The organism is Phocaeicola sp. GP0067, from assembly GCF_031119655.1.
GTDB lineage: Bacteria > Bacteroidota > Bacteroidia > Bacteroidales > Bacteroidaceae > Phocaeicola > Phocaeicola vulgatus.
Map to the genome: position 1 here is coordinate 147,157 of NZ_JAVHZY010000011.1, position 16,124 is coordinate 163,280.

The following is a 16,124-nucleotide window of genomic DNA, read 5'->3' on the forward strand; positions in this document are numbered from 1 at the left end:
CTATTTCTTTATGTATCGGTTTATAACAGGTATCTGCTGCAAGGGGAAGTCCGTTTTCACAATATATGCCACAAACAATAACAACAGTAATGTACGAACACCCAACAACAAGAATATATTTTGAATAGGAAGATAAACTGAAACAATGTAAAGTACCAGCGCTAACGCCACATAGTTACCTATCGCTTTCAAATCATAATTAATAGGATATTTTTTCTGCCCTACAAAATAAGAGAGAAGCATAGCTACTCCATATCCGGCAAAACCTGCCCACGCACACGCCATATAGCCAAACACCGGAATAAGGAAAATATTTATCAGGATAATGATACTGCATCCCACCAATGAAAAATAAGCTCCCCATTTTGTTTCATCAATCAGCTTATACCAAAAAGAAAGATTGAAATAAATACCCATAAACATTTCGGCAGCCATGACAATAGGTACAACTTTAAGCCCTACCCAATAATCACGTCCTAAAATATAACGTAATATATCAAGGTAAAACATAACAGCCAAAAAGGCCAGCAAAGTGAAGATAATGAAAAACTTCATCGCTTTGGCATACATTTCCCGACTATCCTTTTCTTTACTCTTACTAAAAACAAACGGCTCGTATGCAAACCGGAAAGCCTGTGTCAGCATGGCCATTATCATAGCTATTTTACTGGCAGCCCCATAAATACCCAACTGGATGGTCGCCTCCGCCTTATCAGGATAAACAAACGGAAAAATAATTTTATCGGCTACCTGATTTAAGATTCCGGCAATACCCAGAATCAATATCGGGAAAGAATAATGCAGCATACGCCGCAACAACTCCCTGTCCAGCACATATCTGAAGCCCACCAATTCTTTCCACATACACAGCATCACCAAAGAAGTACAAGCCAGATTTATAGCAAAAGCCACTCCGACATTCTCTCCTTTCATACCTACAAAATAAGCGATATTCAAGGCAATGCTGGCAAAAATGAACAACAATTTCAATGCAGCGAACTTAACAGGGCGTTTCTTATATCGCAAATAAGCAAAAGGAATAGCTTGGAAAGCGTCCATTGCGACTACAATCAGCATCATCCCCATATACCACGGATGCTCTCCATATCCCAAGAAACCTGCTATGGGATGCAGAAAAGAAAGACAAACGATTAAAAACAAGAGCGCAGTCGCCCCTACCGAAAGCAAAGTAGTGGAATAGACGCGCATCGGATCATCCACCCCCTTATTGGCAAACCGGAAAAATCCGGTTTCCATACCATATGTTAAAAGCACCATCAGCAAGGCAGTTATAGCATACATATTGGTAATGATACCATAGCCCCCCGATTCCACAGGCAAAGCGTTGGTATATATCGGTACTAACAAATAATTCAGGAACCGCCCGATGATACTACTCATCCCATATATGGCTGTTTCCTTGGCTAATGCTTTTAATCCTGCCATCTTTTAATCATCAAATAATGTCTTCTGACTATTATAAATGCTCCGTCCCAGGTGCATATAGGCCAGTTCCGTGACCTCACGTCCACGCGGAGTACGTTTTAAGAAACCTTCTTTAATCAAAAAAGGTTCATAAACCTCCTCTATTGTTCCGGCGTCTTCACCCAAAGCGGTTGCAATAGTAGTCAGCCCCACAGGGCCTCCCTTAAACTTATCTATAATAGTACATAAAATCTTGTTATCTATCTCATCCAGTCCATACCTGTCAATGTTCAAGGCTTCTAAAGCAAACCGGGCAATTTCCACATCAATCCTTCCGGAACCTTTCACCTGGGCAAAATCACGGACGCGCCTCAACAGCGCATTTGCAATACGGGGCGTTCCACGGCTGCGCGAAGCAATCTCACCCGCCGCTTTCACGTCACAAGGCACATTCAATATAGTAGCTGAACGACGGATAATGCTTGTCAATACATCATCGTCATAATACTCCAAATGAAGATTAATTCCAAAACGGGCACGCAAAGGCGCAGTCAGCAACCCACTCCGGGTAGTGGCTCCAACCAAAGTAAACGGGCTCAACTCCAACTGGATACTACGCGCCGAAGGTCCCTTGTCTATCATTATATCGATACGATAATCCTCCATGGCAGAATACAGATATTCTTCTACCACAGGGCTCAACCGATGTATTTCATCAATAAAAAGCACATCATTGGGTTCCAGGCTGGTCAGTACTCCCGCCAAATCACCCGGTTTATCCAGCACCGGTCCTGAGGTCACTTTAAAACCTACTCCCAGTTCATTGGCAATGATATTACTTAAGGTCGTCTTGCCCAAGCCGGGAGGTCCGTGCAAAAGAACATGGTCTAACGCCTCGGCCCGCAGACGCGCCGCCTTGACAAAGATGCGCAGATTATCCACTACCTTATCCTGCCCGCTGAAATCTTCAAAATTCAGCGGACGTAAGGCATTCTCAAAATCGCGTTCCTTAGTTGTGAGCTGTTGCTCGCGTATATCAAAATTTTCTTCCATTTTTTTGTTTATGACACAAAGGTACAAAAGATATTATTATTATAGAAAGAAAGATGGAGGAATTCATTTTCAGTCCCTCTCTGGTCCTTCTTTTCAACATTATTATTGTATTAATTATTATTCATTATGGGAATTACATTAGGAAAGAAACAATTGAACAAAGGAAGAGTTTCGCTTTATTTGAATTACAGTTATAACGGGAAGCGCCGCAAAGAGTATTTGGGCATCATCCTGGACGCTCCTACCAGTGCAGAGCGAAGAGCGGAAAACAGAAACAAGGTACTAATTGCCAGGCAGATAAGAGCAAAGAAGGAACTAGAATTCTTATCTGTTGAATATCATCTGAACGATATAGAAAATACATTCGATGATATACTTCCAACAGATAAAAGCAATGTTCCCGATTTCTATATTCTGATAGGACAATACCTGGATACCTATCACAAAAAGGACAAGAAAATGGTCAGGGCATGTATCACCCATCTGCGACTGTTTACAAGAAAGAAAAGCTTACCTGTAACCCTTCTCACAAAAGATTTTTGTATAAATTTTCTTGAGTATCTCAGGGATCATCTCCGAGGTAACACTCCCATCGGATATTTCAAGAAATTCAGAATGTGCATCAATAAATGTATAGAAAAAAAGTTAATGACCTCTAACCCTACAGATGGTATCCGCCTGATGCAGTTTGATGAGGTAACCAAAGCAATCCTCAGCTTAAAAGAGATTCAGAAACTTGCTATCACTCCATGCCCCAACAACGAAGTAAAAAGGGCATTCTTGTTCTCTTGCTATTGTGGGCTGCGCTGGTGTGATGTGCACCAACTGCAATATAAAGACATAGATTTCTCATCAAACCGCCTTACTATTCTACAACAGAAAGTACAGTCACACTCCAAAAACGCAATCTTGCATCTAAACTTAAACCACACTGCCATCAAGCTCCTGCAAAGACATAAAGGCATTAACGAGGAGTTGGTATTCGGGCTCCCCTCCTATTCTTACACACTAAGAATTTTAAACAAATGGGTCAAAAGGGCTAATATACACAAGCACATCACCTTCCACTGTGCCCGGCACTCATTTATCACCAACATTATGGCAAATGGAGCTAATATCAAGACCGCCGCCAGCCTTGCAGGACATTCTACTACCCGGCACACTGAAAAATATGTTCATATCATAGATGAACTCAAACAAAAAGCAGTAGATAGTTTACCGGATATTATTGTCAATTATAAATAAAAAAGGACCTGAAACGGCCCTTACATCATTAAAGTTGTCACACATATAACTGGTGTTCAAACAATTAGTATTACTATATAGTATCCGGCACGAATACGACCTACCTGAGTAATGCGGTGAACAACTACTTCGGATGCAATTTCAAGCAGCTCCTTAACAAGTATCGTGTTGAGTATGCAAAGTCCTTATTACTAGAGGGTACGTATTCAGCCAGTTCTCTTTTTAGGAAGTGTGGTTTTGCATCCCAAAGCGTTTTTTATGCCGCATTTCATAAAATTGTAGGCGCATCTCCCTTGCAGTTCCTATATAAAGCACCATCCGGACACAGAAAAAGATTTAAAGTCCTTTTATAACAATAACATTTTGAGTTTTTAAATTTATAAATTTAAAGTTTTTCTATTATGAACAAAAAATTTTTAAGTGCAATCCTGTTTGGAGCCCTTATGGTCACTTCAACAGGAACATTTGTATCTTGTAAGGATTACGATGACGACATCGACCGCTTGGATCAAGAAATATCCAATGTGAAAGATGCAATCAAGGCCCTTGAAGACAAAGTAGGCTCAGGCAAATATGTCGAAAGCTGTACTCCGTTCACTGATGGTAATGGTGGTTATGAAATCAAATTCAGTGATGGAGAGACCATTAAATTATACAATGGTGCAAAAGGAGAACAAGGTGAACCGGGTAAACCAGGTACTCCGGGTACTCCAGGTACTTCTGCTGATGATTATGTAGTATCAGTAGAAGAAGGTGAATCAGCTTATGAATTAGTTATTACTTATGCTGATGGCACTAAAAAGACTATCAGTATGCCTAAAGCTACTTCTGTAGTTAGCGGAGTTAAGTTTATCCCTACTTTCCTTTCTGAAGGTGAAGCTGCCAGAATCCATTTCCCTACCATCGTTACTGATAGTGTGGCAGGTAAAACAGAGATTACAGGTGCAGATTGGGGTACAAATAACTTTAGCACATTTAAAATCGTTTACTCAGGTAAGGCAGACGTGAAGTATCAGGTAAATCCTAACAGCGTATCATTCAAAGATATGGAAGTGGTAGGATTTGTTCGTGATACTGCTGAAATATGGAACTACAATACGAATAACAAGAATTGGGAATTGTTCAACGCTGGACAAAAACTGTACACTGATGGAAAAATTACCGTTGAATCTTATAAAGAAGGACATGGTATGTTAAACTTCCGTGTAAAGGACTGGGCTTTTGCTGAACAATCTAATCTGGACGAAAGAACAGTATATTCATTGAGAATTAAGAACAATGACCAAATCGTTCATTCTGATTTTGTTCCCGCCAAGCATGAAGTAATTTTGCAGAAAAACGTACATTTGGTTAAAGTAGCTGATGCATTTGACCAAACTAACGCTCCTGCTCAGATTAAAAATGCAATTGCTCCTAACAAGGTAAATTATAGAGAATTCATCAAAGATGAATATTATCTTAACACCTTGAATCCGACCGGTACTGAAGAGGCTAAATTGAAGGCTTATCAAGCAGATAAAGCTAAGTTCGAAGCCAATGCTGAAAACCAGTTATATAAAGGAGATGCTGAATCTAAAGATGATGCAGAACGTATTGTTGTAGAATTGAACTATACAGGTGATGGACATTCAAAAAATTTGAAGGACATCGTAACTTCATTCTTTGACAAACGTATGGGTAGAGCCCAAGACGCTCAGTATCCTCTGATGGAGAATGGTTTTGATGACTATTCATTGGTGTTTGAACCGGTTGACTTCTATTATGATGGCGTTAACCAGACAAAACGTTATTTGGATGTTACCAAAGATGGTGTTGCTACAGTAAAACAAACTCCGGACCCGATTTGGGGCGCAGAAACAGATGCCAACCACACAGCTGCTATAGACAGAACTCCTATTGTTCGTGTGAAACTGGTAGCACCGGGTGAAGACAATGGTAATGTAGTTAAAACAGCAATCATCAAGATTCACATTGTACGCAATGCAGTTGTTGCTCCTGAAATTAATATTACAGAAACAAAAGACGTCACTCTGAAACATATCAATCAAGTTCTTGACATGGATATGGATAAGATATTCAACCATAAAGATGTACAGTTGAGTAAAGACGAATTCCGTAAGACTTATGATTTCGTTCCTGAATTTGCAACAGCAGATGAGGCTAAACAACACGCTGTATATGCATGGGATGGAAAAGATAATGCAGACTATTCATTAGATCCGAACTTTAAACCTGAAGAATACAATCAGTTGTTCGTTACAGTGAAGAATACAGCATTCTCTCGTCATGACGATCACGACGTTTACACTGTTAAGGGTACATACAAGCCAAATGCTGATCATAAGGGATTATCTGACATCCATGTTACTTATACTATCAATGTGAAGTATCCGGATGTAGTTGCTCCTGAAAAGACTAAGTTGAACTGGGTAGATGATTCTTACTTCATTGCTCACGGTAGATACGATAACTTTGATGATCCTAAAACTTATGAAATGGTTGCAGCATTGAATGACGAATTCGATTTGATCAACTATAATCCTTATAAGGGTCAGACTCATGATAAGGATTGGGCTAGAGCTACCTTGTCATTCGAATTGGTTGACCAGCATAATAACGCATCTAAGATAGGTGACGGTCACAATTCCGGCATCCGTTTGTATCAAGGTAAAGACAACAAGTGGTATATCGCTTTGGAGGCTACAGACGAAGGACGTGCTTGGATCAATGCTGCTGACGCTAAGGATTTGAAGAAGATCAAAATGCGTGCCGTAGTAAGCTTCAATGAAGATGTTGACGGATTGTATGGTACTTGCAACAAGGAAGCCAATGCTCATAACAAGTATGCTAAAGAAGATTACAATAACTTCTCTTGCGATACTATCAATATGGTAAACAATACTCCTTGGGCTAAAGATCATACTACTACTTATACTGGTGCTCCTGCTCCTGAAAATGGACGTTCTACAGTGGTTATCGATGAATTTGAAGTTGCATTTGTAACTCCGATGGTATTCCACGCTTACGAAGCAGGTCCTTTGTATGACAAGTATCAGGAAGCTGAAAATACAGTATCATTGAAGGATGCATTCTTCTTGTCAGATTATCTGTGGTCTGAAGGTGCTCAGGCACAATTCAATAACAACCATGTTATCTATGATCACAAAGATATGGCTAAGAATAATACTTTGGTTCAGACAGGTGATCAAGCTGGTTGGTCAAAGAAACTGGTAGTTGACCATAATGTATTCGATGTTAATACAACTGTTAACTTCAAGGTTTCTAAGGCATACTTTGCTGACGGAAGTGAACTGGATGCTGAAAACATGAAGAAGATCAAACTTGATAATGCTAAGCAGACTATCACATGGATCAACAATGGTGAAGATATTGCTCAACCATTTACTATTGATGTAGAAGTTTGTGTAAATCACAAGTGGGGCGGTATCTGCGACCATACTTGGAAGAAAGGTCTTGGACATTCTGTTGGAACTATCCAAATCCAAGTTAAGAAGCACAATGACAAGTAATTAATACGCTCATTGTTTATAAAAAAAGAGGGGGGCAAAATGTTCCCCTCTTTTAGTTTTTATAATCGTTTATCCAATTATATTGTGTATGAAGTATATATATGCTGTCTGTTTTCTGTTATTAGTATGTGGCTGTCATAAAGAAAATGACACCCCTGTTGTTTTACCTGCACGGACACTATTGGTTTATCTGGGAGGAGATAATAATCTTGATGCCGAAACCTATGACAAACTTGTTCAAATTAAAAATGGATGGGAAGACGGGACAGATGGAAATATAATAGTGTATCAGGATACACCATTTAAGGACTCTCCACGATTGATGGAAATTGATGGAAAAAGTGAGAAAGGCTATATTACCATACATACCTATGACCAAGAAAACTCAGCCTCCCCCCAAGTGCTTAAACGAGTTATAAACGACGTAACTCGGCTTTATCCTGCTAAAAGCTACGGTCTAATCGTGTTTTCCCATGGCAGTGGCTGGCTTCCTCCACATACATTGGTTAATGGCTCGCGGTCTATCATCATCGATAATGACAATGAAATGGAAATAACAGATTTTGCCATGGCCCTCCCGGACCATTTATTTGAATTCATAATCTTTGAAGCATGTAATATGGCAGGTATTGAGGTGGCTTATGAATTAAGAAATAAAGCAGCATATATCATGGCTTCCTCTGCCCCAGTAGTATCTCCGGGATTTACTCCTATCTATGCCGGCAGTATTTCCTGTCTGCTTGAAGAAAATTCTGATTTGCAAAGATTTGCAGAAAATTATTTTCATTATTGGAATTTGATGGAAGGCGATAAACGTTCTGCTACCATTAGCATAATAAAAACTGCCGGATTATCAAATTTAGCGAATTTGATACGACAGATCAATACAGAAACATCCGGCTCTTTTCTCCCGGTCGGTAACCTTCAAAATTATGATGGAGTTTTAAAAGCCCCATTCTATTTTTTTGATTTCGCTCAATATTATCAATCATTATCAGATGAAAATACATACAATGCACTTCAAGAGTGTATCAGCCAATGTGTGGTTTACAAAAGAAATACTCCTTTTTATGCTACGGAAGAAGGAACATTCCCTATCACCGCCTTTTCAGGTATGACCACTTTTATCATGCAGAGAGAACTTAATGACTTGAATGAAGAATATACAAAACTACAATGGTATAAAGATATTAATACACATTAGATAATATGTATAACACTGACAAACAATGATATAGCAAATTCAGTAGAAGAAGTATATCTTATTGCAGAATAGATAGATTCTAAATACTTTTCAAAGTATCCTTTAAAGGACAGAATGCCAATATATATGGACAGAAACAGGTGATTATCCATTAATAAGAAACGGAAAAACTTGTCATAAGCAGAAAAAACAAATCCTTTATTTGCTTTGTTTGTCATTTACTAATATCTTTGTTTTATCATTCATTCTAGAACCGCAACAAAATATGAAATACCCTATTGGAATACAGAGTTTTGACCAAATCCGTGAAGATGGCTATGTATATGTGGATAAGACCGGTTTGATTTACAACTTGGTAACACAAGGCAAGACTTATTTCTTGAGCCGTCCACGCCGTTTTGGCAAAAGCCTGCTGGTAAGTACCCTTGCCTGTTATTTCCAGGGACGCAAAGATTTGTTTGCCGGACTGGAAATCGACGGATTGGAAAAGGACTGGTATGAGTATCCTATCTTCCGTATAGACTTTAATGGAGGACTGTATACACAACCCGGAATTCTGGAGGCTACCATTGAAGGCTATTTAGGGAACTGGGAAGATATTTATGGCAAGAATCCCAATTATACAACCATAGGAACCCGTTTCATTGAAATACTTCGCCGAGCTTATGAACAGACAGGGCGGCGTGCGGTGGTTCTGATTGATGAATATGACAAACCTATTTTGGATGTATTAGATACGGAAGCTTGTTTTTATGATGATTATGGAAAGCAAGTTCTGTTGGAGAACCATAACCGGGAAATATTGAAATCCTTTTATTCTACCTTTAAAGGAGCCGATCAATACTTGAGATTCGTATTGTTGACCGGAGTAACAAAGTTTTCCCAAGTAAGTGTTTTCAGTGGATTTAACCAGCCTAAGGATATCAGTATGGATGAACGGTACGAAGCCTTGTGCGGTATCACCCAGAATGAGCTGGAAGCATTTTTCGAAGAACCCACCATACAGTTGGCTGCTAAATATCAGTACACAGTGAAAGAAATGAAGGAACTTCTCAGACGGCAATATGACGGATATCATTTTGGAGAGAGGATGACCGACATTTACAATCCGTTCAGCATTCTTAATGCTTTTGACAGTATGGCAATTCGTGATTACTGGTTCTCTACAGGTACTCCCACCTATTTGGTTCGTCTGCTGCAACACAGCCGCGAGCAGATAAACGAACTTGCCGGACGTTATTATGTTCCCTCTTTGTTTGTGGATTATAAGGCTGATGTGGAACAGCCTCTACCCATGATTTATCAGAGCGGATATCTCACTATTAAAGAATATAATAGACGTATGGGAACTTATCTGCTCGATTTTCCCAATAATGAGGTGCGTAAAGGGTTCTTGTCCGTATTGGCAGCACATTATTTGAAACCCGGAGGTGGAGAGGTCAACAGTTGGATTATCGATGCTGTTACTTGCCTTGAGCAAGGGAACACCTCCGCTTTTTGTGATTCTCTGACCGCCTTTCTTGCAAGCATCCCGTATGACTCTCACGCTTCCTTGAAGGAATTGGATATGACTGAGAAACATTTCCAATACACTTTTTATCTGATTCTCCGTTTGATAGGAGTTTATTGCCGTGCAATCCATTGTGAGAATCGCCAGAGCTTCGGACGAGTGGACTGCATATTGGAAATGGACGAATATGTTTACATTTTCGAATTCAAGATGGACGGAACAGCAGAGGAGGCTTTACAGCAAATAGCAGAGAAAGGCTATGCCCGATCTTATTTGACCGATAACCGTAAAATAGTCTGTATCGGGGTGAATTTTTCTTCCCTTACACGTACTGTGGAAGAATGGAAGGAGATAATTTACAAATAAGATTTAGTCATAGTCAGCCTGAAGCGTTAAACTACAGGTTATCTTCCATCATTTTTTATGGGAATATACCGGTAAGAATGTTCATGCTGTTTCCGGCATAACTCATTTAATTTTCATCTTTTTATCATTTTGCTTTTCTTTTTGCAAAGAATGAATTATTTTCGCAGCCGAACACAAGTTTAATTTCTTACCGACAATAAGCAGACATGCTTTAATCCTCGACCAATTCAACTTGTCCTCATTTTAATTTTAACGGATAAGCTGATGTTTTGTCCCTCACTATTATAAAATAAAAGAATGAAAAGATCATTGTATGTATCGCTATTGACGTTCATGTGCTTCTCTGCCTGCCAAGGTAGTGAGGAATTAGAGCAATCACAAGAAAAAGAGTACACGGTATCCATTATGGCAAGAATCGGGAAAACAGTTTCCGGAGCACGCTACTTGCAAGATCATGAAAATGCCATCGCTAGTTTTAGTAAAACCGATGATATAGGTGTTTTTATGGACAATGACAGCGCCGTCCGCTGGATATTCGATGGAACTTCCTGGACTACAGAAAAGAGTGTCTTTTGGAAAGATAAAAACCAGGAACATACTTTTTACGCATATTATCCCCACTCCGGTTCCAAAGCCGAAAGTAAGGAAAATATAAAAATGCCTTCTCTCGACAGCCAGAACGGGACTTGGGAAAATATTGACCAATATGACTTTCTAGTAGCATCCAGGAAGCTTTCCTACGATACCGACCTTGGCAATGTGGCCTTTTCGGGCGATTATTCATTTAAGCACGTTTTGTCACTATTAAAGATAAACATAAAGGGTGAAGGAGATATGGCACAGGCCGTTATTGACAAAATCAGACTTGAAGGAAATGGGTTGACGACCCAAGGATACTACTCCTTTGAAACGAACAGCATCACCATCAGCGAAACTCCCAAGGAAACCTTCCAGATTACTCCGTCACACACCATGAACAATCAGGATGTTTCTTTTTATTTTATCCTGAACGGGGGCGAGAATGACGGAAACATTGATCCGAAAGCCGTGAAAAACCATTCTGTTAATCTCACCATTGAATATACCCGTAACAACAAATATTACATAACACGACGAGACGACCTGTCTCCGGGCTTATTGTCCGGATGTATTCATAAATACAATATTGTAGTAAAAGACGGAAATGTAATTATAACGGGAGGAAGTATTTCGGGTTGGACTCCGGGAAATGAAGAAGAGGATATAGTTATAAATGGAGAAGAAATAAACCCACAAACAAATAATATGTTATGAATTATAGATTAACCGAATTAAAGGTGCTTCTGTTTCTATTGCTACTGTCTGCTGTTTCTTGCCAACGCCCGATGTATGATGAAGAAGACGATGAAGACGGAGTCTCGCAAACAAATCTTCCTTTAAAGATATCTGCCAGGTCTAGCGGAGAATCCCAGATTAATTATCCGGCCTATATCTATGCGTTTGCAGAGGACGGCAGCTGTTCTGCCAGTCTGAAAATGACAGATAACGCCCAGATTGAAATGAAGTTACCTCCTGCCCGATATACTATTGTTGCAATAGCCGGTTTGGGAGAAGAATATATCGTTCCGAAAGATCCTAGCCTTGATGATGTAATTGTTATGAAAGAAAATAACAGAAGCTCACGCGCGCTAATGATGGGCACTTCAACTGTGACAATTGCCAATAAGAAAAATATATCTGTTTCTGTAACCCTCTATTATGCTGTATCTTTAGTCAATATCAGTTTGGAAGATATACCGGCAAACGTTAAAAAGGTGAGTTTGCAGATTTCGCCTTTATATTCTTCCCTGTCGTTTACAAGGGAGTATTCCGGCAAAGACAAGAGTACGGAAATTATTTGTGAGTTTGAGCCGGGTGGAATTTGGAGTGCAAAGCCTTTTTATATTTTTCCGGGGAGCGGCTCTCAGACCGTTTTTTCCATAACCTTGGAAGATAATAGTCAGACAAAGACGTTTGGATACACTTTCAAAGGAAAGCCGGAAGCGAACGTACCATTGAATATCGGGGGTAGCTATTCGGGTGATGTCACGGTAGGGGGCAGTTTGATATCAGGTGAATGGAAGGCTCCGGTAGACATCAAATTCAATTTTGGCGGTGCTGATGAAGGTAATGGCGGTAGTGAGCCGCCTCCCATTAATCCGGATCTTTCCGGGCTACCCGAAATTGGCGGTATCTGGAACGGCGGTATTGTAGCTGGCATAGAGAATGCAAGTTCCACAGGGGCGGATATTTTGTTGATGAGTCTGGATGAGTGGAGTGGATTCGCTTCCGATGTGCGGAATATCATACAGGAGGAAGCAGACGGATGGCATCTTCCGACTGAAGAGGAGGCAAAAATATTGCATAAGACGTTCAGCGGATCATCACTGGATGAACTGAATGAAACCATAGAGGGATTAAGAAACGGAGACCCGTTATTGGATATTGAGAAACGGTATGTATATGATCATAACGGGAGCATATATGCATTCGGATTTAAAACCTCATCCAAATTTTTACAGGCAGGGAGTACGGTGAAATACAAAATACGTTTGGTATGCAGCGCTCATTATGATGCCGGATGACCCATTCATATACTAGAAAAGGGCATTCACACTTCTTGACAATATATGCTTGAGAGTGTGAATGCGTCTAATCGACTTCCATACCGGGAATCTCATTTCCATAGATAAATTCTCAATTAATTGAAAGTTAACATTCTACCACCCGGTATACATTTCCCTTGGTGGTATGTACCCGTTCGCCCAGCTGGGGCAGGATACGGCTCAGGCTGTAGGCGGTCATCCCTCTCATGATCGAAGGATGGGCGGCCTTCATACGTTCAAACAGTTGGGTGGCGGAGAGGCTAAGCACTTCCTGCGGATTGTCCTCTTCTGTAGCAAAGCGAAAGCAAAGGCGGAACACCTCTTCTTCGGGTACATGCTTGTAGAATAGGGCATTATGTTGCTGTATAGTCTGTTCCTCTTCTTTATTGAACCAGCTTCGTTCACCGGATAGAAGTTCTGTTTTAAGCTGGGCGTACAATTGCTTATGCTCTACGGACGTGGTGCAGTCTATGGCATGCTTCAGACTGACGCAAAGAAAGCGGCGTGAGCCGGTGCGGTCTACCAGCAAATCCTCCCGGTTGCTGGTGCCGATGAACGAGGCAATACGGGGAAGCGATGAAGCGCTGTGTTTGTAAGCCTTGCGGATATTCAGTGCGGAGGCTTGCATCAGGTTCTTCAGCAAAGGCATTTTGGACGCACCTAGTTTGTCGAATTCATCCAGGTTGATTAATCCGTAGGCAGCCAGCTTGGCTTCGGCGGATGCCGGGGAGCTTAGGTCGTAACTTTCCGTGTAGTAGGATTTCAGCCTATCGGGCATCAGCAGACGGCAGAACGTACTTTTCCCCAATCCCTGGCGACTGCTCACCAGCAGGGGAGCCACACTGTTGGCGCGGTTGTTATCCGGATTGAGCTGCATCCATTGGGCAGAGAGTCCCAGCATCCAACGGTGGAAACCGTTCACCCATACCGGGTCGTCGGACACCCTGCGTGCCAACGCGGACACCCGGTCCGTGCCGTCCCATTCGGGAAGCTGTTCAAAATAGGCAGTAAAGGGATGGTATTCACTGATGCGGCGTGAGCGCACAAAGCGTTGAATGTCCCTGTCCCAACAGTCTATGCCCGTTTCAATAGCCTCCAGACTTAGTGAGTTCATCCATCGTTCGTCCACTTTGGCGTAACGCAGATGAGTATCGGGAATGTTGTTTTCTACACTTGCCACTTCAGTTTCTTCAGTAAGCACATTGAACCGGAAGCGGTAGCGGGAGGTGAGGAAAGCGGTCACTTCCTGCATCAGGGTATGTGATTTCGCTTTCTTGCCAGTATCTTCTGAGGAGATTGGTTCCGCTTTTTTCTGAACATCTTTTTTCAAGTGAGCGGAATCCTTCTCTGTCTTTTCAGTTGAGACTGTCGGATGTGTCCGAGAATCGTCCATACTCCCCGGCAGGTTATCCTTACCGTTTTCAGTGAGAAGAACCTGTGAGTCGGCCATCTCTCTTACTCCGTCTTCGTCCGACACGATGTAGTGGTAACTGCCCGTGGGAGCATTCCCGTCGGTGCGCGGAGTCCAGTTCAATGCCAGAACTACTTGGCCCTCGCGGATATCCAGCGCCAGACGCACGCCGGGTATAGTCCGGCAAAGCGGCATCAGCCCGTTGAGAGCGGATACGAGATCACGACGCGGTGTTCCGTCAATAGGAACAGGGCTTGACAGGAATTTGCTTCCGAAGAAGACTGTTTTGAGAGTAGCGAATACATTCATGAGTTACTTTTTTAAGTTTGGCAAACTACAAATATACAACATAAAAAGGCGTTTGTCAAGAGGGGGCGGAAATATGGCAGATCTTGGTGCAGGATTCGATGAAACTTGGTGCAAGATTTAATGGAACTTGGTGCAAAATTCAATGGATACAGGGCGCAATACATACGTATGTGTAGGCCGATGCTTGCGTATGTGTGACCCGATGCTTATGTACGTGTGGGCTTACACGTTACTAACATACGAGCTGACACGTTACTAATGTTGGGGCTTATACGTTACTAATGTTATTGTTGAATACGCCTTTATGTTTTTAAAATACACCTTGAGCTTTAAAAAATACGTCTTCAACTTTTAAGAAAACATCTTCAGGCTTTTAAAAAACAACTATACGTTTTTAAAACACGCCAGCTTGTTCAGTGCACAGACTTAGCCTGTTCAGCTTACAGACCTAGTCTGTTCCGTGTATTACTCCCCCACTAATCCGATACGCTCCCTTTTCCCCTCATCCTGTCATCTTATGTAATATGCACAGAAAATCAGCCGGTTAAATCTGAAACCATTTCCCCTCACTTCCATTTCAGCCCGTATCGTTTTATTCCTTCACAAAAAATGTGAAAGAGCAGGCTGAAAGGAGGCTGACAGAGCAATGACAGGAGCCCCTTCATAGCCGGAACGCCTATGGGCAGGGAGTTTCAGCGATAGATGAAAGGAGAAAAGGAACAACCGGATTTTATCGCTGAGGCATTTAAAATGAAGATAATCTCAGCATTTCCACCTGCGAATGAACAGATGATCATCCATGTTTTGAGCCTGATTTATGATTGGTATGAAAGATTTATATCTTTCAGGCTATGTAACAATAATCCTCCCGGTATTTCTATACTCAAGATAAATTATATCACAATTCTTGCTGCTCCAAACAGAAGGTATATTTGCAAAATATACAAATGATGCTTCCGGCAACGGAGTAATTCTTTCTTCGCTTTCTTTTTAGGAATTCATCTAACGAACAATTTTATTATATGCAAAACAATTGCGAGGCCTGTTTATGAAACATGTGTTGATATTAAAATAGTAATTACTGTGGAAAATCAACTGTCATCCAACACATTAAAAACACATTAACCAATGCCACTATAATAGCATTACATGATTTCTATTATCTATATGTACTAAAACAATATATTCTGTTAGAAAATCTGACCAGTAAAAAAGAATATTCATCTCCTGAAAGCCGAGTTCTGTTCCAATTATTAAATAAAATATTAAGCTAATTCAATTTAATAGAAGGTGTGTCGTAATGCACGATGCACCTCTTTTTTGTTCATCACTATACAAATCTGTTCATTTTCTTTAAGCTGCGATCTTTTGAAGATTTCTTTGATTTATGTGTTCCCAGCATCTAAAAACAGCAGTTGTAAGCTCATAAAACAGTCTAATCAGCCAG

At 40.9% G+C, this 16,124-nt stretch carries 11 protein-coding genes; 7 read left to right on the forward strand and 4 right to left on the reverse strand.

Features of this window, described 5'->3' with window-relative positions; translation table 11 throughout:
* Both RE317_RS10905 and ruvB read right to left on the reverse strand, forming a co-directional pair.
* Positions 1-1,446: a lipopolysaccharide biosynthesis protein gene (locus tag RE317_RS10905; protein WP_005838743.1), complete on the reverse strand. Its 1,446-nt coding sequence runs from the start codon at positions 1,444-1,446 to the stop codon at positions 1-3.
* Between the two features lie 3 nt (positions 1,447-1,449).
* Entirely contained in the window at positions 1,450-2,478 is a 1,029-nt protein-coding gene (gene ruvB / locus RE317_RS10910; RefSeq protein ID WP_005838742.1) for a Holliday junction branch migration DNA helicase RuvB, read from the reverse strand.
* A 126-nt stretch (positions 2,479-2,604) separates the two neighbouring features.
* Between ruvB and RE317_RS10915 the strand changes: the two genes are divergently transcribed.
* From RE317_RS10915 to RE317_RS10930, 4 genes are all read left to right on the forward strand, one after another.
* Positions 2,605-3,723 carry a site-specific integrase gene (locus tag RE317_RS10915; protein WP_005838741.1) on the forward strand — a complete coding sequence of 373 codons (1,119 nt, stop codon included), beginning with the start codon at positions 2,605-2,607 and terminating at the stop codon, positions 3,721-3,723.
* A gap of 116 nt (positions 3,724-3,839) precedes the next feature.
* Positions 3,840-4,076 (forward strand): AraC family transcriptional regulator, encoded by a 237-nt coding sequence (locus RE317_RS10920; protein ID WP_229532457.1) that lies wholly within the window; start codon positions 3,840-3,842, stop codon positions 4,074-4,076.
* 48 nt (positions 4,077-4,124) lie between these two features.
* Positions 4,125-7,253 (forward strand): PL29 family lyase N-terminal domain-containing protein, encoded by a 3,129-nt coding sequence (locus RE317_RS10925; RefSeq protein WP_008666388.1) that lies wholly within the window; start codon positions 4,125-4,127, stop codon positions 7,251-7,253.
* A gap of 88 nt (positions 7,254-7,341) precedes the next feature.
* On the forward strand, positions 7,342-8,457 hold the full coding sequence (locus tag RE317_RS10930; protein WP_117873429.1) for a clostripain-related cysteine peptidase: 1,116 nt from the start codon (positions 7,342-7,344) through the stop codon (positions 8,455-8,457).
* On the opposite strand, the gene RE317_RS10935 is transcribed toward RE317_RS10930, so the two are convergent.
* Positions 8,454-8,675, reverse strand: a complete 222-nt coding sequence (locus RE317_RS10935) for a hypothetical protein (protein WP_117616360.1) — start codon at positions 8,673-8,675, stop codon at positions 8,454-8,456. The genes RE317_RS10930 and RE317_RS10935 overlap by 4 nt on opposite strands.
* Positions 8,676-8,722: 47 nt before the next feature.
* Here RE317_RS10935 and RE317_RS10940 point away from each other — a divergent pair, with 47 nt between their 5' ends.
* The 3 genes from RE317_RS10940 (at position 8,723) to RE317_RS10950 (ending at position 12,936) form a co-directional block, all read left to right on the forward strand.
* Positions 8,723-10,333 carry an ATP-binding protein gene (locus RE317_RS10940; RefSeq protein ID WP_057280931.1) on the forward strand — a complete coding sequence of 537 codons (1,611 nt, stop codon included), beginning with the start codon at positions 8,723-8,725 and terminating at the stop codon, positions 10,331-10,333.
* Positions 10,334-10,630: 297 nt separating this feature from the next.
* Positions 10,631-11,626: a fimbrillin family protein gene (locus RE317_RS10945; protein WP_057280932.1), complete on the forward strand. Its 996-nt coding sequence runs from the start codon at positions 10,631-10,633 to the stop codon at positions 11,624-11,626.
* Positions 11,623-12,936, forward strand: a complete 1,314-nt coding sequence (locus RE317_RS10950) for a FimB/Mfa2 family fimbrial subunit (protein WP_117873428.1) — start codon at positions 11,623-11,625, stop codon at positions 12,934-12,936. The genes RE317_RS10945 and RE317_RS10950 overlap by 4 nt, the downstream gene beginning before the upstream one ends.
* A 127-nt stretch (positions 12,937-13,063) precedes the next feature.
* Here RE317_RS10950 and RE317_RS10955 read toward each other — a convergent pair whose 3' ends face one another.
* A complete protein-coding gene (locus tag RE317_RS10955; protein ID WP_074783481.1) occupies positions 13,064-14,677 on the reverse strand; it encodes a VapE domain-containing protein in 1,614 nt (537 codons plus the stop codon).
* Between the last annotated feature and the right edge of the window lie 1,447 nt (positions 14,678-16,124).

What these genes read in the sequence shown, in the direction of transcription:
- RE317_RS10915 (WP_005838741.1), top strand. Translation starts at nt 2,605, where the DNA reads ATGGGAATTACATTAGGAAAGAAACAATTGAACAAAGGAAGAGTTTCG.
- RE317_RS10955 (WP_074783481.1), bottom strand. Translation starts at nt 14,677, where the DNA reads ATGAATGTATTCGCTACTCTCAAAACAGTCTTCTTCGGAAGCAAATTC.
- RE317_RS10905 (WP_005838743.1), bottom strand. Translation starts at nt 1,446, where the DNA reads ATGGCAGGATTAAAAGCATTAGCCAAGGAAACAGCCATATATGGGATG.
- RE317_RS10935 (WP_117616360.1), bottom strand. Translation starts at nt 8,675, where the DNA reads ATGACAAACAAAGCAAATAAAGGATTTGTTTTTTCTGCTTATGACAAG.
- RE317_RS10940 (WP_057280931.1), top strand. Translation starts at nt 8,723, where the DNA reads ATGAAATACCCTATTGGAATACAGAGTTTTGACCAAATCCGTGAAGAT.
- ruvB (WP_005838742.1), bottom strand. Translation starts at nt 2,478, where the DNA reads ATGGAAGAAAATTTTGATATACGCGAGCAACAGCTCACAACTAAGGAA.
- RE317_RS10945 (WP_057280932.1), top strand. Translation starts at nt 10,631, where the DNA reads ATGAAAAGATCATTGTATGTATCGCTATTGACGTTCATGTGCTTCTCT.
- RE317_RS10925 (WP_008666388.1), top strand. Translation starts at nt 4,125, where the DNA reads ATGAACAAAAAATTTTTAAGTGCAATCCTGTTTGGAGCCCTTATGGTC.
- RE317_RS10950 (WP_117873428.1), top strand. Translation starts at nt 11,623, where the DNA reads ATGAATTATAGATTAACCGAATTAAAGGTGCTTCTGTTTCTATTGCTA.
- RE317_RS10930 (WP_117873429.1), top strand. Translation starts at nt 7,342, where the DNA reads ATGAAGTATATATATGCTGTCTGTTTTCTGTTATTAGTATGTGGCTGT.